Genomic DNA, 22154 nt, shown 5'->3' on the forward strand with positions numbered 1-22154 from the left:
CGATTCAGGAATAATAAAACAAAAGGATTTTTGAATGCCTCTGCCCACAACTCATTGGCGTTGGCGGCTGCTGTGTCAGGTGCTCGCCTGCGCCGCCAGCCTGCCGGCATTTGCCAGCCCCACTCAACCCGTCAGCGCCATTGCCAGTGCCGATGATCACTACCTGGCCTTTACCCATGCCACCTTAATCCCCACTCCCGGCCAGCGACTCGAGAATGCGACGCTGGTGATAAAAGATGGGAAAATTGTTTCTATTTCAGAAAGTAACAAGGTTCCAGACGGGGCAAGAGAGATCCATTCCAGGGGAAAAACCATCTATCCGGGCTTTATTGACCCCTATACCGACTTTGGCCAACAGTGGCAGTATTCCGACTACCCCGACGGCGGGCCTCACTATAATGCCGAACAAGCCGGCGCCAAGGTAAATAACCGGGCCATCCACGCCGAAATGAACTGGGCGGACCATTTCCAATTTGATCATGAACGCGCTCAAGATTGGCATAATAATGGCTTCACTTCGGTACAAACCGGCAAACTCGACGGCTTATTTCAGGGCATGAGTGCAACGGTCTCCCTCATTGACCTTCATTCTGAAAGCAGTATCTATGCCATCGAAGGCGCTCACCTGATGTCATTTGACAAGGGAAGTTCTGAGCAAGAATACCCAAACTCGCTCATGGGCAGTATTGCGCTTATTCGACAAACGTTAAAAGATGCACAGTGGTATCAACAGCAATCCAGCAAATCAATACCTCAGTTATCGTTAAACCTGAATCAAACCTTTACCAAACTGTTACAGTTTAACAATCAACGAATCATATTTGACCCAGGACAAGGAAACAACGCCTCCCGCGCGCTGCAACTGTTGCAACCATTTCATCCTTCGCCGGTACTCGTGGGCAATGGTTTAGAGTTTGAGCGACTGGAGTCGCTGAAACAAACTCGGCTTATCTTGCCATTAACTCTGGCTGCAAAACCGCCATTGGATGCCGGATTGGATATTAGCCTTAAACAGCTTCGCCATTGGGAGCGCAGTCCCGGCAACCTTGCGGCAGTCGCCGCCGCCAATATTCCCTTTGCCATCACTCAGCATGGAATCGATCCACTCGAGTTTTGGAACCGAATAACCAAAGCGGTGGAATATGGACTGCCCAAATCCACCGCTTTGGCCGCCTTGACTACCGTCGCCGCTGAATATGCCGGCGTCGACGACTTCCTTGGCCAACTGCAACCCGGCTTTCAGGCCGATTTGGTGATCGCCACCGGTGACCTGTTTGCCGGAGCCGAGATTGAAAGCCTGTACCTCAAGGGCCGACCTCTGCCATTGAATCCGCAACTGGGTAGTCGGCTTTCGGGTCAATATCAGTTGTCCATTGATGAGACCGACCTGACGCTGGTTCTGAGCCAGGATCAGGGCGAACTCTCCGCCCAACTTGAAAGCGGCGAACGGCTGATTCTGCTGGACGTCTCCCACAGCGCGGCGGAACAGTTCAGCGCCGTCGCCGACCTGACGGAACTGGGCTTACCCGGATTAACCCGGTTGACCTTGCACCGGGTCCGCCAAGGATTGTTTGGCAACCTGACCCAGCACGACGGTCAACTGCTGCCGCTGGCAGCCAGCTACCTGGGTCCGATAGCCACGAGCACCGAACCGGAGCCAGTGACAGCACCGACCTACCTGAGCCGTCTGACTCGACCGAACCGGGCCTTCGGTACCGACGCCCCCCTGCAGCAGGAACGACTGCACATTCGCGGGGCCACCCTGTGGACCGCCGCTGACGACGGCATCATCGCCGATGCCGATCTGCTGATCGACAATGGGGTGATTCGCGCCATCGGCGAGAACCTCACCACCCCAGAAGGCTTCGACGTCCTCGATGCACAGGGCAAACACCTGACCCCCGGCTTTATCGATGAGCACAGCCACATCGCCATTCGAGGCGGTGTCAACGAAGCGTCGGACAGCAACACCGCCGAAGTCCGAATCGGTGACGTTCTCGATGCCGACGACATTCACATCTACCGGTCGTTGGCCGGAGGGGTCACCACCGCTCAATTGCTGCACGGCAGCGCCAACGTTATTGGTGGCCAGGCCCAGGTGATCAAACTGCGTTGGGGCGAATCCGACCATGACCTCAAATTTCAACAGGCCCCAGCCAGCATTAAGTTTGCCCTGGGTGAAAACGTCAAACAGAGCAATTGGGGCGATCGTTACGTCAGTCGCTTTCCCCAAACCCGAATGGGAGTAGAAGCCTACCTGGAGGATCAGTTTGAACAGGCCAGGGAACTGCAACGTCAGCAACAGGCCTACCAAAGCCTGAGTCGTAACCAGAAACGGCGCCAATTGGCCCCGCGCCCCAACGACCGGCTTGAGGCCCTGATCGAGATACTGAACGGCAGCCGCAACATTCACGTTCATTCCTACGTGCAATCGGAAATTCTGATGTTGCTGCGGTTGTCGCAGCGGCTGGGATTCCACGTTCAGACCTTCACCCACATCCTCGAGGGCTACAAGGTGGCCGATGAGATGGCCAGCTATGGCACCAGTGCGTCCACCTTTTCAGACTGGTGGGCCTACAAGTTTGAAGTCTATGATGCCATTCCCCACAACGCCTGCCTGCTGCTGCAGAAAGGCGTCAACACCAGCATCAATTCGGACAGCGCCGACTTGATTCGCAAGCTCAATCAGGAAGCCGCCAAATCGATGATGTACTGCGGCATGAGCGCCGAACAAGCCCTGAAGATGATCACCATCAACCCGGCCAAGCAGCTGAAGATTGATCGCTACACCGGCTCACTGGAAACGGGCAAACAGGCGGATCTGGTGCTGTGGGACCAACCGCCGATGTCGGTGTATGCCCGGGTGGAGTCCACCTGGGTGGATGGCGTGCGTCGTTTCGACCGCCAGCGCGATCGGCAGCTGCAGCGTCAAGCCGGAGCCGAACGTCAGGCCTTGATTCAGAAACTGCTGCTCGATGACAGCGATGACGGGGAGGGCGAATCGCTCACCCCGGACGAGGTGCCGCTGTGGCACTGCGACAGCCTCATCCACCAGCATTAAGGAGCCGATGATGAAAACCCTGTATACCTTGCTACTGCTGGCCCTAGGTAGCCCGGCATTGGCCACCGCCCTGATGGTTGCGCCGCCCCAGTCTCAACCGATCCTGATTCAGGGCGGCACCCTGCACACCGTCACCCAGGGCGTATTGCCCAACACCGACCTGCTGGTGGAAGCGGGTCGCATCCGCGCCATCGGTACCGCACTGCCCGTGCCCGCCGATGCCCGCCTTATTGACGCCAGCGGCCAACGAGTGTACCCGGGCCTGATCGCCCTGGCCAACACCCTGGGCCTGGAAGAGATTGAGATGATCCGTTCCACCGTCGACAGCGAAGAGGTGGGCCAACTCAATCCGCAGCTGAGGGCCGCCGTGGCCTACAACCCGGACTCGGAACTGATCCCCACGGTACGCAGCAACGGCATTACCCACATCCAGCTGACGCCCTCCGGGGATCTGCTGGCGGGCACGTCCTCCCTTCTGAACCTCGATGCCTGGAACCTGGATGATGCCCTGGTACCCGGCGGCGAAGGGCTGCACCTGTATTGGCCCGACCTTCATCTCAGTGTCAGCGACGACGAGTTAGCAGAGCGACAACGGCAACGTCAACAGCGGCAACTGACCCAACTCAACCAGGCGTTTGAGCAGGCCTATGGCTATTACCTGAATCGGCAACACGCCCAACGCCAGGATCGGCGCTGGCAAGCGATGCTGCCGGTGTTCGAGGGGCAGCGGCCGCTGTTTGTACACGCCGACACTCAACCACAAATCGAGCAAGCGTTACGGCTGGCGGATCGCTATCGGCTGAAGATGGTACTGGTGGGTGGCTACGACAGCTACCGCCTCATCGACCAGTTGCTGGCGCAACAGGTTCCGGTGGTGTACACCCATGCCAACAGCCTGCCGTTGCGGCGCCACGAACCCGTGGATCTGCCGTTTACCATTCCGGCCCTGCTGGCCGACGCCGGGGTTGAGCTGGCACTGGCTTATCCCGGCAGTTGGGACAGCCGTAACCTGCCGTTCGCCGCGGGTTACGCCGCCGCCCATGGCCTCGGCGGTGCCCGGGCGCTGAAAGCGATCACCCTGTCCCCGGCCAACATTCTGGGGCTGTCCGACATGGGGGCTCTGGAAGTCGGCTATCGAGCCAACCTGGTGATCAGCGACGGCGACCTGTTGGACATAGGCCAGAGCCGGGTCAGCATGGTGCTGATCGACGGCCGCCAGATCGACCTGAATAACCGCCATAAACAGCTGTACCACAAATACCTGAACAAGCCCGCTCGCTAAGGGCACTGGCCGCCGGTTCACTCACCCGGCGGCCCCTTTGTGGTACACTTCTGTCATCTCTATACTCGGATATCTCCCATGTTTTCATTGACCTCGTGGCACCGATGGGCCCTCGTTCTGCCGCTGCTTAGTGGCTGCAGCAGCCAGTTCCAGTTTTCATCCAACCTCGACAGCGATGCCGTCGATGACTACTTCAAGGCCGGTAAGGTGCAGGTTTATCAGGGCAGCACCCCTCCCGCCGCTGAGCGGGATCTGGGACTGCTGGAAGCCACCAGCTGTCAAGCCGACAGCAACGCCGTGCCCGCCAGCCAGGCCGATGCCCGCACCCAGCTCCGTCGGCTGGCCGCAGATCAAGGGGCCAACGCCATCTGGGTCAGCCAGTGCATCGAACTCAGTGCCGACAAGCATTGCCAGCACTCCATTGTCTGTTACGCCCGCGCCCTGGTGGTTCATGAAGATTGAGATGACACCGGTGGCCCTGTGCCAGTCGCCTTACAAGCAGAAGTTCGCCATTCCCCGGCAGCCACGACTGGTGCCAGCGGCGGTAGGCCGCCTGCTGCTGCAAGGGGAGTGCAACACCGGCGATGTGCTGCGAGGCATTGAGCAGTTTGAGTATCTATGGCTGATTTTCAGCTTCCATCAGAACCTGCATCAAGGCTGGAAACCAACGGTACGGCCGCCGCGCCTCGGCGGTAACGAACGCATGGGGGTGTTTGCCACACGGGCCACCTTTCGCCCCAATGGCCTGGGCATGTCGGCAGTTAAACTGCGGGGCATCGGCTGCGAACAGGGCCAGCACTATCTGGAGGTTGAAGGCATCGATCTGCTGGACGGCACCCCGATCTACGACATCAAACCCTATGTGCCCTACTCCGACGCCCTGCCCGACGCCTGTGGCGGCTTTGCCCAACAGCCCCCGGAGCCGATGGCCGTCACCCTCAGTGACGCCGCCCAGCGGCAGATGAACGACGCCGAACGTCGTCAACCCGGCTTTCGTCAGTTGGCGGAGCAGGTGCTGGCCCAGGACCCCCGTCCCGGTTATCACAGAGGCGACAGCGACCGCGAATACGGCGTGCAACTGCACCAATTTGATCTGCGATGGCAAGTGATCGACGGCGTCAATCACATCATCGCGGTAGCCCCGCTGGCCAGCCATGACTGATCGCTACCGCGCACAGCACAAGCAGCGACTGAACTGGATGCCGTGGCTGTATTATCGTCTCAAGGAGAAGCACCTGGCGTGGGCTCGCCCCTGGCAGCAGCAGCACCAGCACCAGCTGATGGAGCTGGAAACAGTTCGCTTCGGCGCCGACTGCTTTGTGGCAGAGGAGTGTGCCCTGTTTGCCGAACCCGGTCGCGACATCGTCTTCGGCGATCGCTGCATGCTGGCCAGCAACAGCTTTCTCCACGGTCCATTGCAGTTTGGAAATGAAGTCAGCATCAACCATGGCTGCAGTCTCGATGGCGGCCGGGCCGGGATTCGCATCGGCGATCAGACCCGCATCGCCCACGACGTGTCGATCTATGCCTTTAATCACGGCATGGCACTGGATCAACCCCTGTATCAACAAGGCGTCAGCTCCAAAGGGGTGGTGATCGGCAAAGACGTTTGGGTGGGCGCCAGAGTCTGCATCGTCGACGGTGTCACCATCGGCGATCACGCCGTCATCGGCATGGGCTCGGTGGTCACCAAGGATGTGCCCGCCTACGCCAAGGTGGCCGGCAACCCTGCCCGGGTCATTGGCGATCGTCGACAGCCCTAAGCCCCCGAGCCCCCCTTGACGCCAACGGCGGCTCGCCGCCGCCGCACTCTGCCAGGGTAGGCCGGCACCGGGCTCAGCCCAGCATCAGATCCCCGTGCTGTTCGTTGTGGTAGGCGATGCGGTTTCGGCCCTGGCTCTTGGCTTTGTACAGCGCCTTGTCCGCCAACTCGAAGAACTGCTCCGGAGTCTGATCCACCTCGGGCACCAGCGTCGCCACACCAATGCTGATGGTGACATAACTGCCGATGTCGGAGCCCTCGTGAGGGATACCCAGCGCCTCCACCATCGCCCGCAGGCTATCGGCAAATTTCACCGCCTTGCGGCCGGTTTCCGGCAGCACTGCCGCGAACTCCTCGCCGCCGTACCGTGCCAGCAGATCTCGCGGCCGATTCAACTGACTGGCCAGCATTCGGGCTATCTTCTTCAGGACCCGATCCCCGGCCAGATGGCCATAGCGATCGTTATAGGATTTAAACAGGTCCACATCGATGACAAACAAGGTAATCGGCTTGCTGGTTCGCCGGGCACTCTCCCACTCCTGGCTGAGCCAGTTATCAAACTGACGCCGGTTCGCCACCTGAGTCAGGCCATCGGTGAGGCTCTGGCGGGTCAACTGCTGGTTAACCCGGTTCAACTCCTCGGTACGAGCTCGAACCAACTCCTCCACCTCCCGGTTGCGCCGACGCATCTGCCACATGAACACTCCGGAAGCTAGGGCTGCCAGGGCACCGCCGATGCCGACCAGATAGGGGGTCAAGCTGCGCTTGCTGGAGAAGAATGCGGGATTGGCCAACGCCTCCAGGCGCCACTGACGCCCAGCCAGGTCGGCGTACACAAAGCGCTTGCTGCGCTCGCCAGCCACAGTCGGGTGCGGTTCGGCCCCCAACAACAAGATGCTATTGTCGCCGCTGTCGTCCCAGATCTGGTACTCGAGGTGAGCCCGGTGGCCGTCGAGCACCAGGTCATGGAGCATCTCCTCCACCTGAAACACCCCCAGCAAATAGCCTTTCAATAGCTTTTCCCGGCTGGCCACCGTCAGCGGCAGGCTGTGGTAGATGGGCACCACCGCCATCACCACCTTGCCAAGGTCCACATCCAGGTTTACGGCGGTCAGCGCCGGATTGGCACTGTTCATCGCCAGTTCAAAGGCGTCGGTCACCTCGGGTTGGCGTGACATGTCCATGCCGAAGCGGCGCTCGTTGCCAGAAAAGGGGCGCACGTAATAAACCGGGTAGTAACGCTCTCTCTGGCCGGCGGCCACCGGTTGCCCCTGCACCTTGTCGGTAAAGGTAAAAGCCGGATAACGTTGCTGCATCGCGGCCTCAAAGGCGCCACGCTCACTCGCCTTCACCCGGGGAATCCACTCCAGCGCCTTGATCTCACGATGCCGGGCCAGGATGCCATCGGCCACCATGGCAAACTCCTGCTCGGTGACCTCATCAGACCCCTGATACAGGGTGGACAGGTAATTGAGCACCGACAGCGACGAATCGATGCGCCATTTGATCAGCCGGGCCTGGTTGGCGGCAAAATAATCAAAATCGCGCTCCAGGGATTGCTGCTCGGTCTGATACAGCTTAAACGCCAGCCATGAGGTGGACATCACCCCGACCAGCACCACCGCCACGATGTCCCATCGCCTCTTGCTCATTCGCTGCCGCACTCCCGCCAAAACTTTTAACAATTATTCCATATAAAACAAATAATACTAACCTTAGATTCGCTGACATCACCGAATCCCTTGTCAGTATAAGGTGCTCACGACAGTCGCAGAGGCGAAAATAGGCGGATAATCCGCCCCAACCTCGCCGTGCCATTAGACTTGCGCCACAGGCCTGATAGAATATTGGCTTCATTTTTTTGCACGGATTTTATTGATGAGAACCAGCCGTTACCTGGTCTCCACTCTCAGAGAGACCCCATCAGACGCCGAGATCATCAGCCATCAGCTGATGCTGCGCGCCGGTATGATTCGCAAACTGGCTTCTGGCCTGTACACCTGGTTGCCCACTGGACTGAAGGTCCTGAAGAAAGTGGAGAACATCGTCCGCGAAGAGATGAACCGCGCCGGGGCAGTGGAAACCCTGATGCCGATGGTACAACCTGCGGATCTGTGGCAGGAAACCGGCCGCTGGGACGACATGGGACCAGAGCTGCTGCGCATCAAGGATCGTCATCACCGCGACTTCGTGCTGGGCCCGACCCACGAAGAGGTGATCACCGACATCGTTCGCAATGAGGTGAAATCCTACAAACAACTGCCGCTGAACCTGTATCAGATTCAGACCAAATTCCGTGACGAAGTCCGCCCCCGTTTCGGCGTAATGCGCTCTCGCGAATTCCTGATGAAAGACGCCTACTCTTTCCACCTGGATCAGGCCACCATGGATGATACCTATCACGCCATGCACAAAGCCTACTGCAACATTCTGGAGCGGATGGGACTGGAGTTTCGCCCGGTTCTGGCGGACACCGGCGCCATCGGTGGCGCCCTGAGCCACGAGTTTCAGGTACTGGCTTCCAGCGGCGAAGACGCGGTGGTGTTCTCCACCGACAGCGACTACGCTGCCAATATCGAAAAAGCAGAAGCGCTGGCCCTGGGTGAGCGCGGCGACGCCGGTGCCGAGATGACCCTGGTGGACACCCCCAACGCCAAAACCATCGATGAGTTGGTGGCGCAGTTTGACCTGGCCATCGACAAAACCGTCAAAACCCTGATTGTGCACGCCAGCGACAGCTGTGAACACGACCTGGTGGCGCTGATGGTTCGTGGCGACCACGAGCTCAACGAAGTGAAGGCCGAAAAGCTGGCCGAGGTGGCCACCCCACTGCAATTTGCCAGCGAAGAAGAGATTCGCAACGCCATCGGCGCTGGCCCTGGCTCCCTGGGCCCCGTCGGCCTGAAACTGCCCCTGATCATCGATCGCTCCGTCGCCACCCTGAATGACTTCGGCGCCGGTGCCAACATCGACGACAAGCACCATTTCAACATCAACTGGGAACGGGACGTGGCCCTGCCACGGGTTGAAGATCTGCGTAACGTAGTGGAAGGCGACGCCAGCCCATGTGGCCAAGGCACCCTGAAGATCGCCCGCGGCATCGAAGTGGGTCACATCTTCCAGCTGGGCACCAAGTACTCCGAGTCCATGAAAGCCACGGTACTGGATGAGAACGGCAAGGCTCAGCCACTGATCATGGGCTGTTACGGCGTTGGGGTATCCCGCATCGTGGCGGCAGCCATCGAGCAAAACCACGACGACCGCGGCATCATCTGGCCGGCGGCCATCGCACCGTTCCAGGTGGTCATTGTGCCAATGAACATGCACAAGTCTCACCGGGTTCAGGAAGCGGCAGCCAAGATCTACGACGACCTGCAGGCCGCCGGAGTGGACGTGCTGTTCGACGATCGCAAAGAGCGTCCCGGGGTCATGTTTGCCGACGCCGAACTGATGGGCATCCCCTACAGCATCGTGATCGGCGAGCGCGGCATCGATGCCGGCTGCTTCGAGTTGAAAGTGCGTGCCGACGGCAGCAAAGAGGAAGTTGCCATCGACGCCATCGTCGAGGCCCTCAACACTAAGCTGAACGGCTAAGCACGCCTCTACCGCAGCAAAAAGGGTTGGCCATGGCCAACCCTTTTTTGTGTTTGCTGATATCAGCCAGGCTGAAGCGTCGTTACTGGGCCTCAGGCGCCCGGACTGCACGGCCCACACCGTCGATCAGCTCATCCAGCAACGCATCCAGATCCACCCCTTGCATGCACTGGCGAGGGCTGCAGATCAATCGAGTCAAGCCATCGTGCATGGCATTAAACAGCAGGAACGCGGTGCTGACCGACATGCCCGGATGCAGCTTGCCCTGGTCGTGGGCCATCTGCAATGCTTGCTGCATGTGGGAATCTTCCTGACAATGCAGCTCATCCAGGCTTTCACTCAGCTCGGGCACCATCTCCGCCTGTCGGTACAGCATCATCACCTGGCGCATGTTGGACTCTCGGGTCAGTTCGTGCCAGAAGGAGCGACTGGCCTTAAGCAGGCACTCCAGTGGATCCGCCCCCTCATCGGTAATGCTGCGCCACAAGCGTTCCATTTCCGGAGAGATGGAACGCTCAAACAGCGCGTGCAGCATCGCCGCCTTGTCCTCAAAGTGCCAATAGATGGCCCCCCGGGTCATTCCACAGGCCGACGCAATCTGCGCCAGGGTGGTTTTGGCCACGCCGTTCTCACTAAACAGTTTTAACGCCGCATCCAGCAACAGCTGACGGGTCTTCTCGGCTTCGGCTTTGGTCTTTCTGGCCATTGGGTTTCCGCGGTTAATGCCTGTCGCTTGCCAGACAATCTGACAGCCAGGCCAAAAGAAATATTACTCCCGCCCCGATGATCAGGTAGCTGACGGGATTGTAGGCGACGAACGCTGTCATGGTGAACACTCAGTTACATGCAAGGATGTTTGTATAGTCGCTTATTATACATACAGCCAAGTTTGTATCAAGCCGATTCGGCGCTGAACTATACTTATCTCATTGCGCCATCCTGTTAATCCCATTGTCTTTATCAGGTAATAAATGACGGCGATGGTATCGGCGCCCACCGACAACATGGATCCAGTCACAGGGACGATACGCAAACACATGACAGCCAAACCAAACCAAGGCCAATGGGCCCTGCAACTCAGCGGCGGCGGCGGACGTGCAGCCTATCAGATAGGGGTACTTAAGGCGATAGCCAACTTCTATCCCCGTAACCACGGCCTGCCGTTTCCCATCCTCTGTGGTACCTCCGCCGGTGCCATCAACGCCACCACCCTGGCCTGCTACGCCGGCGCCTTTCACAAAGGGGTGCGCAAGCTGGAGTGGATCTGGCGCAATTTCACCAGCAGCAAGGTCTACCACGCCCAGACGTGGCCTCTGGGCCGCTACCTGCTGCATCAGGTACTGCACCGAAAAGATCCTCAGCAGCCCCCTAGCCTGCTCAACAACGCCCCGCTGCAAACGCTGCTGCAGCAGGTTCTGCCGCTGGAAAAGATAGAACGCCATATCGATGCCGGCCACCTCAAGGCGCTGACCGTCGCCGCCTCCAGCTATCGCCACCCCTGCTGCGTCAACTTTTTTCAGGGGCAACCGAACCTGAGCCCATGGCAACGATTCCGTCGCCGCGGGGTGCCGGCCAGCATCGACATACATCACCTGATGGCCTCGGCGGCGATTCCTTTGGTGTTTCCCTCGGTCGCCATTGACGGCGAGCATTACGGTGACGGTGCCGTGCACCAGTTGTCGCCGTTGAGCGCACCGATACATCTGGGGGCCGATCGCATCTTCATCATCAACCTCGAAAGCCCGGGCAACCCCGCGCCCCAGCACAACCCGCCCAACAGCGGCCTGATCACCGGTCACCTGCTGGACGCGGTGTTTTCCGATGCCCTCAACTCAGACCTGGAGCGCATCGCCCGCATCAACGCCTCGCTGGCGTTGATTCCACCGGAGCGGCGGGTGATGCAGCCACTGAAAACCGTCGAAACCATGACCATCAAACCGTCACAGAATCTGGACGCCATCGCCCTGCGCCACTACGGTTCTCTGCCCCGAGGCGTGCGTTCGCTGTTAAAGGTGATTGGGGTGGATGATCAGAGTGAGTCCAGCCTGCTGAGCTATCTGATGTTTGAAGCGGCGTATTGCCAGGAGTTGATAGAGCTGGGCTTTAACGATGCCAACGACAAGCAGCGGCAATTGAAGCTGTTCTTCGATCTTGATGATCACGGCCCTTCCAGCAGTGCCCGCTCCGCCAGTTCAACCTGATGAGGGGTCCCCAGCAACAGCAGGGTGTCACCATGAGCCAAGCGGGTCGTGGGCACGAAGGACAACGCTTCACCGTCTCGCTTGATGCCGTCGAGCTTGACCCGCCAATGATTCAGCGGCAACTCCACCACGAAATGGCCCACCGCCCAGGCATTGGGACTGAGGGTCACCGCATGCAACAATTCTCGCCCCGGGGCCAGATCCTCACCACCAAAGAAACCGTGCAGAATTCGATAGCGATCCCGCCGTTCCCGTTCGATGCGCAATAAAATCCTCGGCAACGGCACTCCCAATTGATACAGCACCTGACTGACCAGCATCAGGCTGCCCTCCAGGCTCTCTGGAATCACCTGATCGGCGCCAGCCAGTTCCAGCGCCTCCAGGGTGGAGTCGTCCCGGGTCCGCACCAGGGTGCGAATGGAGGGCGCCAGCCCCTTGATGCAATCCAGCAGATTGAAGATGTCGCGGCGGTTATCAAAAGTCACCACCACCAGCCTGGCATGGGGCAGGCCGACGTCTTTGAGAATCGCCTGACGACGGCCATCACCAAACACCACAGGCTCACCACCAGTACGGGCTTCGCGGACACGAATCGGATCCAGATCCACCGCCACAAATGGCATCTTTTCCCGCTTCAGGAACCGGGCAATGGTCTGGCCTACCCGGCCATAGCCCAGCAGCACCACATGATCACGGGTGACCAGTTCCGGCTGGGGCGGTTCATCTCCCAGCCATTGCTCCCGTTGACCCAGTACCTGCTTGGCCAGATCCAGGCAACGATCCACCAACGTCGGGGTCAACGCCATGGAAAAGATGCCAGTCATTACCAGCAGGTTGGCCAGATCCCGCTCCAGCACCTGCCACTTCACCGCCAGGGCAATCAGCACGAAACTGAACTCCCCCACCTGAGCCAGGCAGATGCCGGTGGCCAGGGCGTCTTTGGCTTTTTCACCGGAGAGGCCGGCCAGGGCCCAGATGATGGCGGCTTTGGACAGCATCACGGTCACTACCAACGCCAATAGCAGCGGCAATTGCGCCCATAACAGTGACAGATCCAGCAACATCCCCACCGACACGAAAAACAGCCCCATCAGCAGATCCCGAAACGGCCGAATGTCCGCCTCCAGTTGCTGACGGTACTGGCTCTCACCCAGCAGCATGCCCGCCAGAAACGCCCCCAGGGTCATGGACAGCCCCAGAGACAGGGTCACAAAGCCGGTGGCCAGGGCCACCGCCAGGGTGGTCAGCACAAACAGCTCATCGGAGCGCGAGCGCGCCACCTCATCGAAAATCTTCGGCAGCAGGAAGCCGCCCAACCCCAGCAGCAGTACGAAGGCCGCAGCCCCCTTCAGCAGCGCCCAGGACAACTCCATCGCCAGCACCGCACCGCTGCTGTCGGATCCCAGCAGCGGAATCACAATCAACAGCGGAATCACCGCCAGATCCTGGAACAGCAGAATGCTGACCGACAGTTCGCCATGACGACGGTTGATCCAGCCCCGTTCATCCAGCTGCTTCAGCACAATGGCGGTGGAAGAGAGGGCGATGGCACCGCCGCAGACAAAGGCAGCCCGCACGTCCAGGCCCAGCAGCCAGGACAACAGCGAGGTACACAGCAGGGTAATCAGAACCTGGGCACTGCCCAGGCCAAACACCCGGGCCCGCATGGCCCACAATCGCGGCAGGGAAAACTCCAGCCCCAGGGAGAACATCAGGAACACGATGCCGATCTCCGCCACCAGCGCAATCTGGCCACTCTCCAGCCAGTTAAATCCCTGACTGCCCGCCAGGCCTCCGGTCACCAGCCAGGCCAGAATCACCGGCAGCCGCAGGCGTCGGGTTACCACCAGTGAACCGATGGCCACCAGCGCCAGTAACAGAATGGGGATCAGAGAACCGTGTTCCATCGGCAGTGCGTTTCCTCCTGAAAGCGTACTCGAATCGATTGTGAGACGGCCAGCGCTCAGTCTTGTCGAACTGGCAGCAAGCCTTCGCCGGCGAGCACCAGCGCATCGCGCTCCAGCCAGTATCCCAGTGCCGCCACCAACTGCTCTCCAAAGAACAGCATCGGAATGCGGCTGCGCACCCAGGGGGGCACACCCAGCTCCTGCCACACCTTCTTCAGCGGCCGGGAGCCGCTGCGAAGATGAGGACGGACTCTCTGGGTGCCGAGCAGGTCGTAACGAATGGTGATCGCCTCCCCCGCTTTCGGCAACCGCAAGCGTTCGCCGCTGCAGGCCGCCTCCAGGCACCAATGTTCGCCATTGGCCATCTGCTGCCGAACCCGGGGAATCATCATCTCGGTGTCCAGCTGCGGCCCGTCATCCTCGGCCACCAGGTACAAGCCATCACGATAACGACGCAGCCAATGCTGCCCCACTTTCAGCTGCGGCTGCGCATCCTCGCGTGCCAGCCAGAACTGGGCGATCTGCTGCAGTTGCACCTGCGAGGGCATCATCAGGTTATGCCGTCGTAACCAATACCTTACCAGATTGTTGCGCCGCGGCGCAGACAAAAGACTCAGGCCCTCGATCGCCAATCCATCCGCCGCCAGGCTGAGCCGACTCAGATCCTCGGCGGCCATCTCATCACACAGGCTCTGTTGCTCACCGCACAGCTGGGCGCTGCGGGCGACCGCGTTGTTGAACCCGGGCCAGCGCTCGGTCAGCAGCGGCAGGATTCGGTGACGGAGAAAATTGCGATCGAATCGAACATCGGTGTTGCTGTCGTCCTCGATGTGAGCCAGCCCCAGTTCCTGAGCCGCCAGCTCCACCTCGGCGCGACTGTGGCCGAGCAGGGGCCGCAGCAAGGTGGCACCGGCGAAGGGTTGGCTGGGCAACATCCCTGCCAACCCCAGCGGGCCACTGCCTCGCTTCAGGGCCAGCAACAGCGTCTCGGCCTGATCGTCCTTGTGCTGGGCCGTCAACAGCAGGTCACCGGGCTGCAGCAGCCGATCCAGGGCTTGATAACGGGCGCTGCGCGCGGCTGCCTCGAGGCTGATGCGGCTGCCCTGCTCCACCGTCACCCTGGCCACGGTTAGCGGCAGGCCATACAGTTCGGCCCGGCGCTGACAGTGCTCGGCCCAGGCATCGGCGTGATCCGACAAGCCATGATGGACATGAATCAACAGAAAAGGGCGGGCAGGAAATTGCGGCCTCAGACGGGCCAGGATGCTGGCGAGCAGTTCAGAATCAATGCCGCCGCTGTAGGCGAGGACCACGCGGCGGGCATTGTCCAGCTGGGCCGACAGCGCGGCCCTGACACTGGATTCAAGCTGGTTTAACGACAATAACCGTACTCCATCAACCGGTCGTAACGTTGTTCCAGCAGAGTATCCACATCCAGAGTGTTCAACAAGTTCAAATCGGCAAGAATTTGATCTTTCAGGTTGCGGGCCATACCGTCGATGTCGCGATGGGCACCGCCCTTGGGCTCAGGTACCACCTTGTCCACCAACTCCAGCTCGTGCAAACGCTCGGCGGTGATGCCCATGGCTTCGGCCGCCTTCGGCGCTTCCGCCGCGTCTTTCCACAAAATGGAGGCACAGCCTTCGGGGGAGATCACCGAGTAGGTGGAGTACTGCAGCATGTTAACCCGATCGCCGACGCCGATGGCCAGCGCGCCACCGGAACCGCCCTCACCGACCACGGTGCAGATCACCGGCACCTTGAGGCCGGCCATCACTTTCAGGTTGCGGGCGATGGCTTCACTCTGGCCGCGCTCCTCGGCGCCGACACCCGGGTAGGCCCCCGGAGTATCGATGAAAGTGATGATCGGCATCTTGAAGCGCTCGGCCATCTCCATCAGGCGCAGCGCCTTGCGGTAGCCTTCCGGACGTGGCATGCCGAAGTTGCGGCGCACCTTCTCCTTGGTGTCACGGCCCTTCTGATGGCCGATTACCATCACCGGCATGCCGTCCAGACGGGCGGTACCGCCAACAATGGCCGGATCGTCGGCGTAGGCACGATCACCACACAGCTCATCAAATTCGGTGAAGATGCGGTCGATGTAGTCCTGGGTGTAGGGGCGCTGCGGATGGCGGGCCATCTGCGCGACCTGCCAGGCACCAAGGTCAGAAAACACCTTGGTAATCAGGTTTTCACGCTTCTCTTCCAGCTGTTGAATCTCATCCTGAAGATCCATGTCCAACTGGCTGTTGCGGCTGACGTTCTTCAGCTCGTCAATCTTTGCCTGTAGCTCGGCTATCGGCTGTTCAAAATCCAAAAAATCCAGGCTCATAGTCTGATCACCTAAAGGTGCCTGTTGGCACTCATCAATATGTCATTGTTACTTTATCCGAACCGAACAGCGTTGCCAGTTGCAACAACAGCTCATCGTCCGGGCGTACCTGCCAGTCTTGTCCCAACTGCAGGGTGCCGCTGGCATCGGGTCGGTTAAATCGAATCTGTACCGGGCAACTGCCGGAGCGGTATTCCCCCAACAGCGCTTTTATCTTGGTCAGTTTAGTGTCATCCAGGCTGTCGGAGTCCAGCTCCAGGCTGACGCCCTTGGCCCATTTCTCCCTCGCCTGACTGATGTCCAGCACCTCTTTGGCAGACATTTTATTGCCACCGCTGAAATCATCAAAGCTGACCTCTCCCTCGACAATCAGGATCTTATCCTTTACCAACAGATCTTGGTACTTTTCTACCCCTTCTGCAAACATCATCACTTCGAGGCGACCGCTCTTGTCATCCAGGGTCAGAATGCCCATCTTGCTGCCGCGCTTGGTGATCATCACTCGGGCGGCGATCACCAACCCGGCCACCCTGGTACTTTTACCGCGACCGGTGGGCACCACATCTTTAAGGCGACCGGAAGTCCAGCCTCTGAGCTCTTTCAGGTACTGATTGATGGGGTGGCCGGTGAGGTACAATCCCAGGGTCTCGCGCTCGCCGTCGAGCCAGATTTTTTCCGGGAAGTGAGGCACCGAGACAAAGGCCTGATCCGCAGCGCCCGGCTCCGGGGTCAGGCTGCCAAACAGGTCATCCATGCCCTGAGCCTGGTTGCGGGCATTCTGGCCCGCCGCTTTCGCCGCCTGGTCCAGGGTCGCCATCATCGCCGCCCGGTGCGGCCCCAGGTTGTCCATGGCGCCGGCCATGATCAGTTTCTCGATGGTGCGCTTGTTGACCTTCTTGAGGTCGACCCGGTTGCAGAAATCAAACAGGTCACGGAACGGTCCGCCACTGTTGCGGGCCGCCAGTATTTCATCCACCGGCCCCTCACCGACCCCTTTGATGGCGCCGATGCCGTACACAATCTCTTCTTTGGCGTTGACGTTGAACTTGAACAGGCCCATGTTGACGTCCGGCGGCAACAGGGTCAGCCCCATGCGCTCGCACTCGTCCACCAGGGTCACCACCTTATCGGTGTTGTCCATATCCGCCGACATCACCGCCGCCATAAAGTAGGACGGGTAGTGGCGCTTCATCCACAGGGTCTGGTAAGACACCAGGGCGTAGGCGGCCGAGTGGGATTTGTTGAAGCCGTACCCGGCGAATTTCTCCACCAGGTCAAAGATCTTCATCGCCAGATCGCCATCAACGCCGTTGTTCTCGGCCCCTTCACGGAAGGTGCCCCGCTGCTTGGCCATCTCCTCGGGCTTTTTCTTACCCATGGCACGACGCAGCATATCCGCGCCACCCAGGGTATAGCCCGCCAGCACCTGAGCGATCTGCATCACCTGTTCCTGATACAGGATGATGCCGTAGGTGGGTTCCAGGATCTCCTTCAGCGATTCGTGCTGATACTCGGCATCCGGATAGGACACCTCTTCGCGACCGTGCTTACGGTCGATGAAGTTGTCCACCATCCCCGACTGCAGCGGCCCGGGGCGGAACAGGGCCACCAGGGCGATCATGTCTTCGAAGCAGTCCGGACGCAGCCGCTTAATCAGATCCTTCATGCCGCGGGATTCCAGCTGGAACACCGCGGTGGTCTCCGACCGTTGCAGCATGTCGAACGACGGCTGATCATCCAGGGGGATGCTCTCGATGCGAATCGGCGCCTGCCCTTTGGCTTCCAGTGCCGGGTTGGCCATATCCAACGCCCACTGGATGATGGTCAGAGTCCGCAGCCCCAGGAAGTCAAACTTCACCAAGCCGGCGGTTTCGACGTCGTTCTTGTCAAACTGGGTCACCGGGTTACCGCCGGTATCATCGCAATACAGCGGCGCGAAATCGGTGATGGTGGTGGGGGCAATGACCACCCCACCGGCGTGCTTACCGGCGTTACGGGTACAGCCTTCCAACTTACGGGCGATGTCGATGAGGTTCTTCACCTCCTCGTCACGATCGTAGATCTCCGGCAGCGCCGGCTCCTCTTTAAACGCCTTAGCCAGGGTCATGCCCGGGTCCGGCGGAATCAGCTTGGAGATGCGATCCACAAAGCCGTAGGGGTGCCCCAGCACCCGACCCACATCCCGAATCACCGCCTTGGCCGCCATGGTACCGAAGGTGATGATCTGCGACACCGCATCTCGACCATACAGCTCGGCGGTGTGATCGATCACCTCGTCGCGACGATCCATGCAGAAGTCGACATCGAAATCGGGCATCGACACCCGCTCCGGGTTCAGGAAGCGTTCGAACAGCAGATCGTATTCCAGCGGATCCAGATCGGTAATCTTCAGCGCGTAGGCCACCAGCGAGCCGGCACCGGAACCCCGTCCCGGCCCCACCGGAATGTTGTTGTCCTTAGACCACTGAATAAACTCCATCACGATCAGGAAGTAACCGGGGAACCCCATGTTATTGATCACTTCCAGTTCGATTTTGAGGCGGTCGTCGTACTCCGGCCGCCGTTGCAGCCGCTCGGCCTCGTCGGGGAACAGGAACTCCAGTCGCTGCTCCAGTCCCTCCTCCGACACCTTAATCAGGAACTCTTCAATCTTCAGATCGCCGGTGGGGAAGTCCGGCAAAAAGTACTCGCCCAGGCGCACGGTGACGTTACAACGCTTGGCAATCTCGACCGTGTTGTCCAGCGCCTCGGGAATGTCCTCGAACAGCGCAGCCATCTCGTCGGCACTGCGCAGGTACTGCTCCCGCGAATACAGCCGCGGCCGGCGACTGTCATCCAGAGTAAAGCCGTCATGGATGCAGACCCGAATCTCGTGTTCATCAAAATCTTCCGGGTCCAGGAACACCACCTCGTTGGTGGCCACCACCGGCAGACCGGTGGCGTCGGCCAGCGCCACCGCCCGGTGCAGATAGGTCTCCTCGCCACTGCGGCCGGTGCGAATCAGCTCCAGGTAGTAACGATCGGCAAAATGCTGCTGATAAAACGCCAACAGGGAATCGACCACCTGCTGGTTGCCCTTGGTCAACGCCTGGCCCACATCGCCGTCTTTGGCGCCGGAAAGCAGGATCAACCCCTTGGCGTGCTCCGCCAGCCAGGCCCGGTCCAGCACCGGCCGGTGATCGACGTGACCACGCAGGTACGCTTTGGAGATCAACAGAGTCAGGTTTTTGTAGCCGTCGTTGTCCATGGCCAGCACCGTCAACCGACACTGCATGTCATCCAGCTCGGGACAGATTTGCCAGAAATCCGCACCGATGATCGGCTTGATGCCGTTTTTATGGCTGCCGCCATAGAACTTCACCAGACCACAGAGGTTGGTCTGATCCGTCAAGGCCAGTGCCGGCATCTCCATCTCCGCCGCCCGGCTGAGAATGGGACCGACTTTCTGCATACCGTCGACCATGGAAAAGTCGGAGTGGACCCGCAGGTGAATAAAGCGTGGTTCGGCCATGGTGTTCGTTTACTCCAGACCCAGTGCGCGTCGCACCGGTTTAAAACTGGTTCGGTGAAAAGGCGTGGCCCCCAGGGCGGCCAACTGCTCGAGGTGTACCTTGGTGGGGTACCCCTTGTGCTGGGCAAACCCGTATTGGGGATACTGGCGGTCCAGCGCCAACATTTCGCCGTCTCTGACCACCTTGGCCAGAATCGAAGCGGCACTGATGGCCGGCTCCTTGTCATCGCCCTTGATCAGGGCTTCCGCCGCCAAGCCGCCAAAATCCGGGCAGCGATTGCCATCCACTCGCACCAGCGTCGGCGTCAACGTCAATCCGGCCACCGCACGCTGCATCGCCAGCATGGTGGCATGGAGAATGTTCAACTGGTCGATTTCGGCCACGCTGGCTCGGCCCACGTGCCACGCCAGTGCCTTCTCCTGAATCTCGATGAACAGCGCGTTGCGTTTTTTTTCGGACAGCTTTTTTGAATCCCGCAGCCCGTCGATGGGGTTGTCGGGATCGAGGATCACCGCGGCGGTCACCACGTCCCCCACCAAGGGGCCACGGCCCACTTCATCGACGCCGGCAATGTACTCAATCATGATCGGCTCCAATCAGGGTCAATACCGCCTTCGCTGCCTGCTCGGAGGCGTCCAGGCGCAGCTCGGTGTGCATGCGGGTAAAGGTATCCAGCAGCTCGCCATTGTCACCGTCCAGATAACCACGCACCTGTTCGGCCAGCTGCGGGCCGGTGCAATCATGCTGAATCAGCTCCGGCACCAGGTCGCGCCCGGCCAGCAGGTTGGGCAGGCTGAAGCGGTCGATGTTCATCAGCCGCTGGGCAATGCGATAAGTCAGCGGCGCCAGCTTATAGGCCACCACCATTGGTCGCTTCACCAGCATCGCTTCCAGGGTTGCGGTACCGGACGCCAGCAGAATCACGTCACTGGCGGCCATCACGGTACGTGACTGGCCCTCAACCAGGGTCAGCTCCAGTTCCGGGGCCAGTTCCGCTTTCAGGGCTTCAAACTGCAATCGACGCGCCTCGTTGGCCAGCGGCACCACGATCTGCAACTGCGGATGCGACTGCCGCAGCAAGCGGGCGGCCTCCAGGAACGGCGCACTGAGACGCTTCATCTCACCACCGCGACTGCCCGGCAACAGCGCCAGTACCTGAGCCTCCCCATCCAGTCCCAGCGTCTGCCGGGCCTGGCCCTGATCGCTGACCAGGGGAATCTCGTCCGCCAGGGTATGGCCGACAAAATGGCAGGGAACCTGATACTGGTCGTAAAACGCCTTTTCAAACGGCAGCAGCGACAGCACCAGGTTGGTGGCCTTGGCGATCTTAAAGATTCGCTTTGGTCGCCAAGCCCATACTGACGGGCTGACGTAGTGCACCGTGGCAATGCCGGCGGCCTTCAGGGGCGCCTCGATGCGCAGGTTGAAATCCGGCGCATCGACACCGATGTACACGTCGGGACGACACTCGATCATGGTGTCGATGACGGTCTTCTTGATTCCCATCAGCTTCGGCAGGCTGCCCAGCACCTCCACCAGCCCCATCACCGACAGATCTTCGATGTCCGCCAGGTTTTCGATGCCAATGGCCTGCATCTTGGGGCCGCCGATGCCGACAAACCGGGCATCGGGGTGACGCCGGCGAATGGCTTGCATCAGGCCGGCACCTAAAATATCGCCGGAGAGTTCCCCGGCGACAATGGCTATGGTCAGTTGGCTCAATCAACCATCCTCATCGAACGATGCCACGGCTGGATTGCTCAACGAAGTCGGCCATAAAGGCCACCTCGGGGAAGCTCTCCGCCAGTTCCCGCAACTGAGGCAGGGCCTCGGCGGTGGTCAAGCTGCTGCGGTACAGCAATTTGTAAGCCTTACGAATGGCGGCGATGGCCTCTTTACTGAAGCCACGGCGCTTCAAGCCTTCGCTGTTGATGCCCCGTGGCACCGCGCTCTGGCCGGAAGCCATCACGTAGGGAGGCACGTCCTGCAGCACCAGAGAGCAGCCAGCCGTAAAGGCATGGGCGCCAATCTTAACGAACTGGTGCACGCCGGTCATGCCGCCGAGAATGGCGTTATCACCCACATGCACGTGACCGGCAATGGAGGCGTTGTTGGCCATAATGACGTTATCGCCAACCACACAGTCATGGGCCACGTGGGTATAGGCCATAAACAGGTTGCCGGAACCGATTTTGGTCAGCCCCTGATCCTGAACCGTGCCACGGTGAACGGTACAGCATTCGCGAAACACGTTGTTATCGCCAATCTCCAGACGGGTTTGCTCGCCAGCGAACTTCTTGTCCTGGCACTCTTCACCAATGGACGCAAACTGGAAAATCTTATTGCCCTTACCGATGCTGGTAGGGCCTTTAATCACTACATTGGCGCTCACCCAGGTGTCGTCACCGATGCTGACGCCCGGGCCGATGTAACTGAATGGTCCAATGGTGACATTTTCACCGATGCTGGCATCGGGATGAACAATCGCCTGAGAATCGATCAC

At 59.9% G+C, this 22154-nt stretch carries 16 protein-coding genes; 7 read left to right on the forward strand and 9 right to left on the reverse strand.

The genetic code is table 11. From position 1 onward, the window contains the following. The first annotated feature begins 34 nt into the window (after window positions 1-34). The 5 genes from H598_RS0105110 to H598_RS0105130 all read left to right on the forward strand — a co-directional run bounded on the left by H598_RS0105110 (window position 35) and on the right by H598_RS0105130 (window position 6106). Window positions 35-3061: an amidohydrolase family protein gene (locus H598_RS0105110; protein ID WP_051252436.1), complete on the forward strand. Its 3027-nt coding sequence runs from the start codon at window positions 35-37 to the stop codon at window positions 3059-3061. 7 nt (window positions 3062-3068) lie between these two features. After that, window positions 3069-4343 carry an amidohydrolase family protein gene (locus H598_RS0105115; RefSeq protein ID WP_342663223.1) on the forward strand — a complete coding sequence of 425 codons (1275 nt, stop codon included), beginning with the start codon at window positions 3069-3071 and terminating at the stop codon, window positions 4341-4343. A 78-nt stretch (window positions 4344-4421) separates the two neighbouring features. Then, on the forward strand, window positions 4422-4805 hold the full coding sequence (gene rcsF / locus H598_RS0105120; protein ID WP_028112052.1) for an Rcs stress response system protein RcsF: 384 nt from the start codon (window positions 4422-4424) through the stop codon (window positions 4803-4805). Next, window positions 4795-5505 (forward strand): tRNA (N6-threonylcarbamoyladenosine(37)-N6)-methyltransferase TrmO, encoded by a 711-nt coding sequence (gene tsaA / locus H598_RS0105125; RefSeq protein WP_028112053.1) that lies wholly within the window; start codon window positions 4795-4797, stop codon window positions 5503-5505. Before rcsF ends, tsaA begins: the two co-directional genes overlap by 11 nt. Further along, complete coding sequence (locus H598_RS0105130) at window positions 5498-6106, forward strand: acyltransferase (protein WP_028112054.1); 609 nt, start codon at window positions 5498-5500, stop codon at window positions 6104-6106. The genes tsaA and H598_RS0105130 overlap by 8 nt, the downstream gene beginning before the upstream one ends. Before the next feature lie 73 nt (window positions 6107-6179). Here H598_RS0105130 and H598_RS0105135 read toward each other — a convergent pair whose 3' ends face one another. Further along, window positions 6180-7757: a CHASE domain-containing protein gene (locus tag H598_RS0105135; protein ID WP_084144337.1), complete on the reverse strand. Its 1578-nt coding sequence runs from the start codon at window positions 7755-7757 to the stop codon at window positions 6180-6182. 226 nt (window positions 7758-7983) lie between these two features. Here H598_RS0105135 and H598_RS0105140 point away from each other — a divergent pair, with 226 nt between their 5' ends. After that, a complete protein-coding gene (locus H598_RS0105140) occupies window positions 7984-9699 on the forward strand; it encodes a proline--tRNA ligase (protein ID WP_028112056.1) in 1716 nt (571 codons plus the stop codon). An 82-nt stretch (window positions 9700-9781) separates the two neighbouring features. Here H598_RS0105140 and H598_RS23390 read toward each other — a convergent pair whose 3' ends face one another. Then, complete coding sequence (locus H598_RS23390) at window positions 9782-10405, reverse strand: TetR family transcriptional regulator (RefSeq protein WP_051252438.1); 624 nt, start codon at window positions 10403-10405, stop codon at window positions 9782-9784. Window positions 10406-10736: 331 nt separating this feature from the next. On the opposite strand from H598_RS23390, the gene H598_RS23395 reads away from it, so the two are divergent. After that, window positions 10737-11900 (forward strand): patatin-like phospholipase family protein, encoded by a 1164-nt coding sequence (locus H598_RS23395; protein ID WP_051252441.1) that lies wholly within the window; start codon window positions 10737-10739, stop codon window positions 11898-11900. Here H598_RS23395 and H598_RS0105155 read toward each other — a convergent pair. Genes H598_RS0105155 through lpxA form a run of 7 tightly spaced genes read right to left on the reverse strand, consistent with a single transcriptional unit; the run spans window position 11858 to window position 22154 of the window. Continuing rightward, entirely contained in the window at window positions 11858-13807 is a 1950-nt protein-coding gene (locus H598_RS0105155) for a monovalent cation:proton antiporter family protein (protein ID WP_028112057.1), read from the reverse strand. The genes H598_RS23395 and H598_RS0105155 overlap by 43 nt on opposite strands. Window positions 13808-13863: 56 nt before the next feature. Then, window positions 13864-15189 carry a tRNA lysidine(34) synthetase TilS gene (gene tilS / locus H598_RS0105160; protein WP_028112058.1) on the reverse strand — a complete coding sequence of 442 codons (1326 nt, stop codon included), beginning with the start codon at window positions 15187-15189 and terminating at the stop codon, window positions 13864-13866. Further along, window positions 15180-16139 carry an acetyl-CoA carboxylase carboxyl transferase subunit alpha gene (gene accA / locus H598_RS0105165; RefSeq protein ID WP_028112059.1) on the reverse strand — a complete coding sequence of 320 codons (960 nt, stop codon included), beginning with the start codon at window positions 16137-16139 and terminating at the stop codon, window positions 15180-15182. Before accA ends, tilS begins: the two co-directional genes overlap by 10 nt. Before the next feature lie 34 nt (window positions 16140-16173). Further along, entirely contained in the window at window positions 16174-19650 is a 3477-nt protein-coding gene (gene dnaE / locus H598_RS0105170) for a DNA polymerase III subunit alpha (protein ID WP_028112060.1), read from the reverse strand. A 9-nt stretch (window positions 19651-19659) separates the two neighbouring features. Next, window positions 19660-20235: a ribonuclease HII gene (gene rnhB, locus H598_RS0105175; protein WP_035415441.1), complete on the reverse strand. Its 576-nt coding sequence runs from the start codon at window positions 20233-20235 to the stop codon at window positions 19660-19662. Further along, the gene (gene lpxB / locus H598_RS0105180; protein ID WP_028112062.1) at window positions 20228-21373 is read right to left on the reverse strand and encodes a lipid-A-disaccharide synthase; all 1146 of its coding nucleotides are present in this window, start codon (window positions 21371-21373) and stop codon (window positions 20228-20230) included. The genes rnhB and lpxB overlap by 8 nt, the downstream gene beginning before the upstream one ends. A 10-nt stretch (window positions 21374-21383) precedes the next feature. Next, the gene (lpxA, locus tag H598_RS0105185; RefSeq protein ID WP_028112063.1) at window positions 21384-22154 is read right to left on the reverse strand and encodes an acyl-ACP--UDP-N-acetylglucosamine O-acyltransferase; all 771 of its coding nucleotides are present in this window, start codon (window positions 22152-22154) and stop codon (window positions 21384-21386) included.

The organism is Ferrimonas kyonanensis DSM 18153 (assembly GCF_000425405.1).
In the GTDB taxonomy this organism is placed as follows: domain Bacteria; phylum Pseudomonadota; class Gammaproteobacteria; order Enterobacterales; family Shewanellaceae; genus Ferrimonas; species Ferrimonas kyonanensis.

Coding starts and splice junctions, on each gene's coding strand:
- dnaE (WP_028112060.1), bottom strand. CDS start 19,650: ATGGCCGAACCACGCTTTATTCACCTGCGGGTCCACTCCGACTTTTCC.
- accA (WP_028112059.1), bottom strand. CDS start 16,139: ATGAGCCTGGATTTTTTGGATTTTGAACAGCCGATAGCCGAGCTACAG.
- H598_RS0105130 (WP_028112054.1), top strand. CDS start 5,498: ATGACTGATCGCTACCGCGCACAGCACAAGCAGCGACTGAACTGGATG.
- H598_RS0105140 (WP_028112056.1), top strand. CDS start 7,984: ATGAGAACCAGCCGTTACCTGGTCTCCACTCTCAGAGAGACCCCATCA.
- rnhB (WP_035415441.1), bottom strand. CDS start 20,235: ATGATTGAGTACATTGCCGGCGTCGATGAAGTGGGCCGTGGCCCCTTG.
- H598_RS0105115 (WP_342663223.1), top strand. CDS start 3,069: ATGATGAAAACCCTGTATACCTTGCTACTGCTGGCCCTAGGTAGCCCG.
- H598_RS0105155 (WP_028112057.1), bottom strand. CDS start 13,807: ATGGAACACGGTTCTCTGATCCCCATTCTGTTACTGGCGCTGGTGGCC.
- H598_RS23395 (WP_051252441.1), top strand. CDS start 10,737: ATGACAGCCAAACCAAACCAAGGCCAATGGGCCCTGCAACTCAGCGGC.
- H598_RS0105110 (WP_051252436.1), top strand. CDS start 35: ATGCCTCTGCCCACAACTCATTGGCGTTGGCGGCTGCTGTGTCAGGTG.
- tsaA (WP_028112053.1), top strand. CDS start 4,795: ATGAAGATTGAGATGACACCGGTGGCCCTGTGCCAGTCGCCTTACAAG.
- rcsF (WP_028112052.1), top strand. CDS start 4,422: ATGTTTTCATTGACCTCGTGGCACCGATGGGCCCTCGTTCTGCCGCTG.
- H598_RS0105135 (WP_084144337.1), bottom strand. CDS start 7,757: ATGAGCAAGAGGCGATGGGACATCGTGGCGGTGGTGCTGGTCGGGGTG.
- H598_RS23390 (WP_051252438.1), bottom strand. CDS start 10,405: ATGGCCAGAAAGACCAAAGCCGAAGCCGAGAAGACCCGTCAGCTGTTG.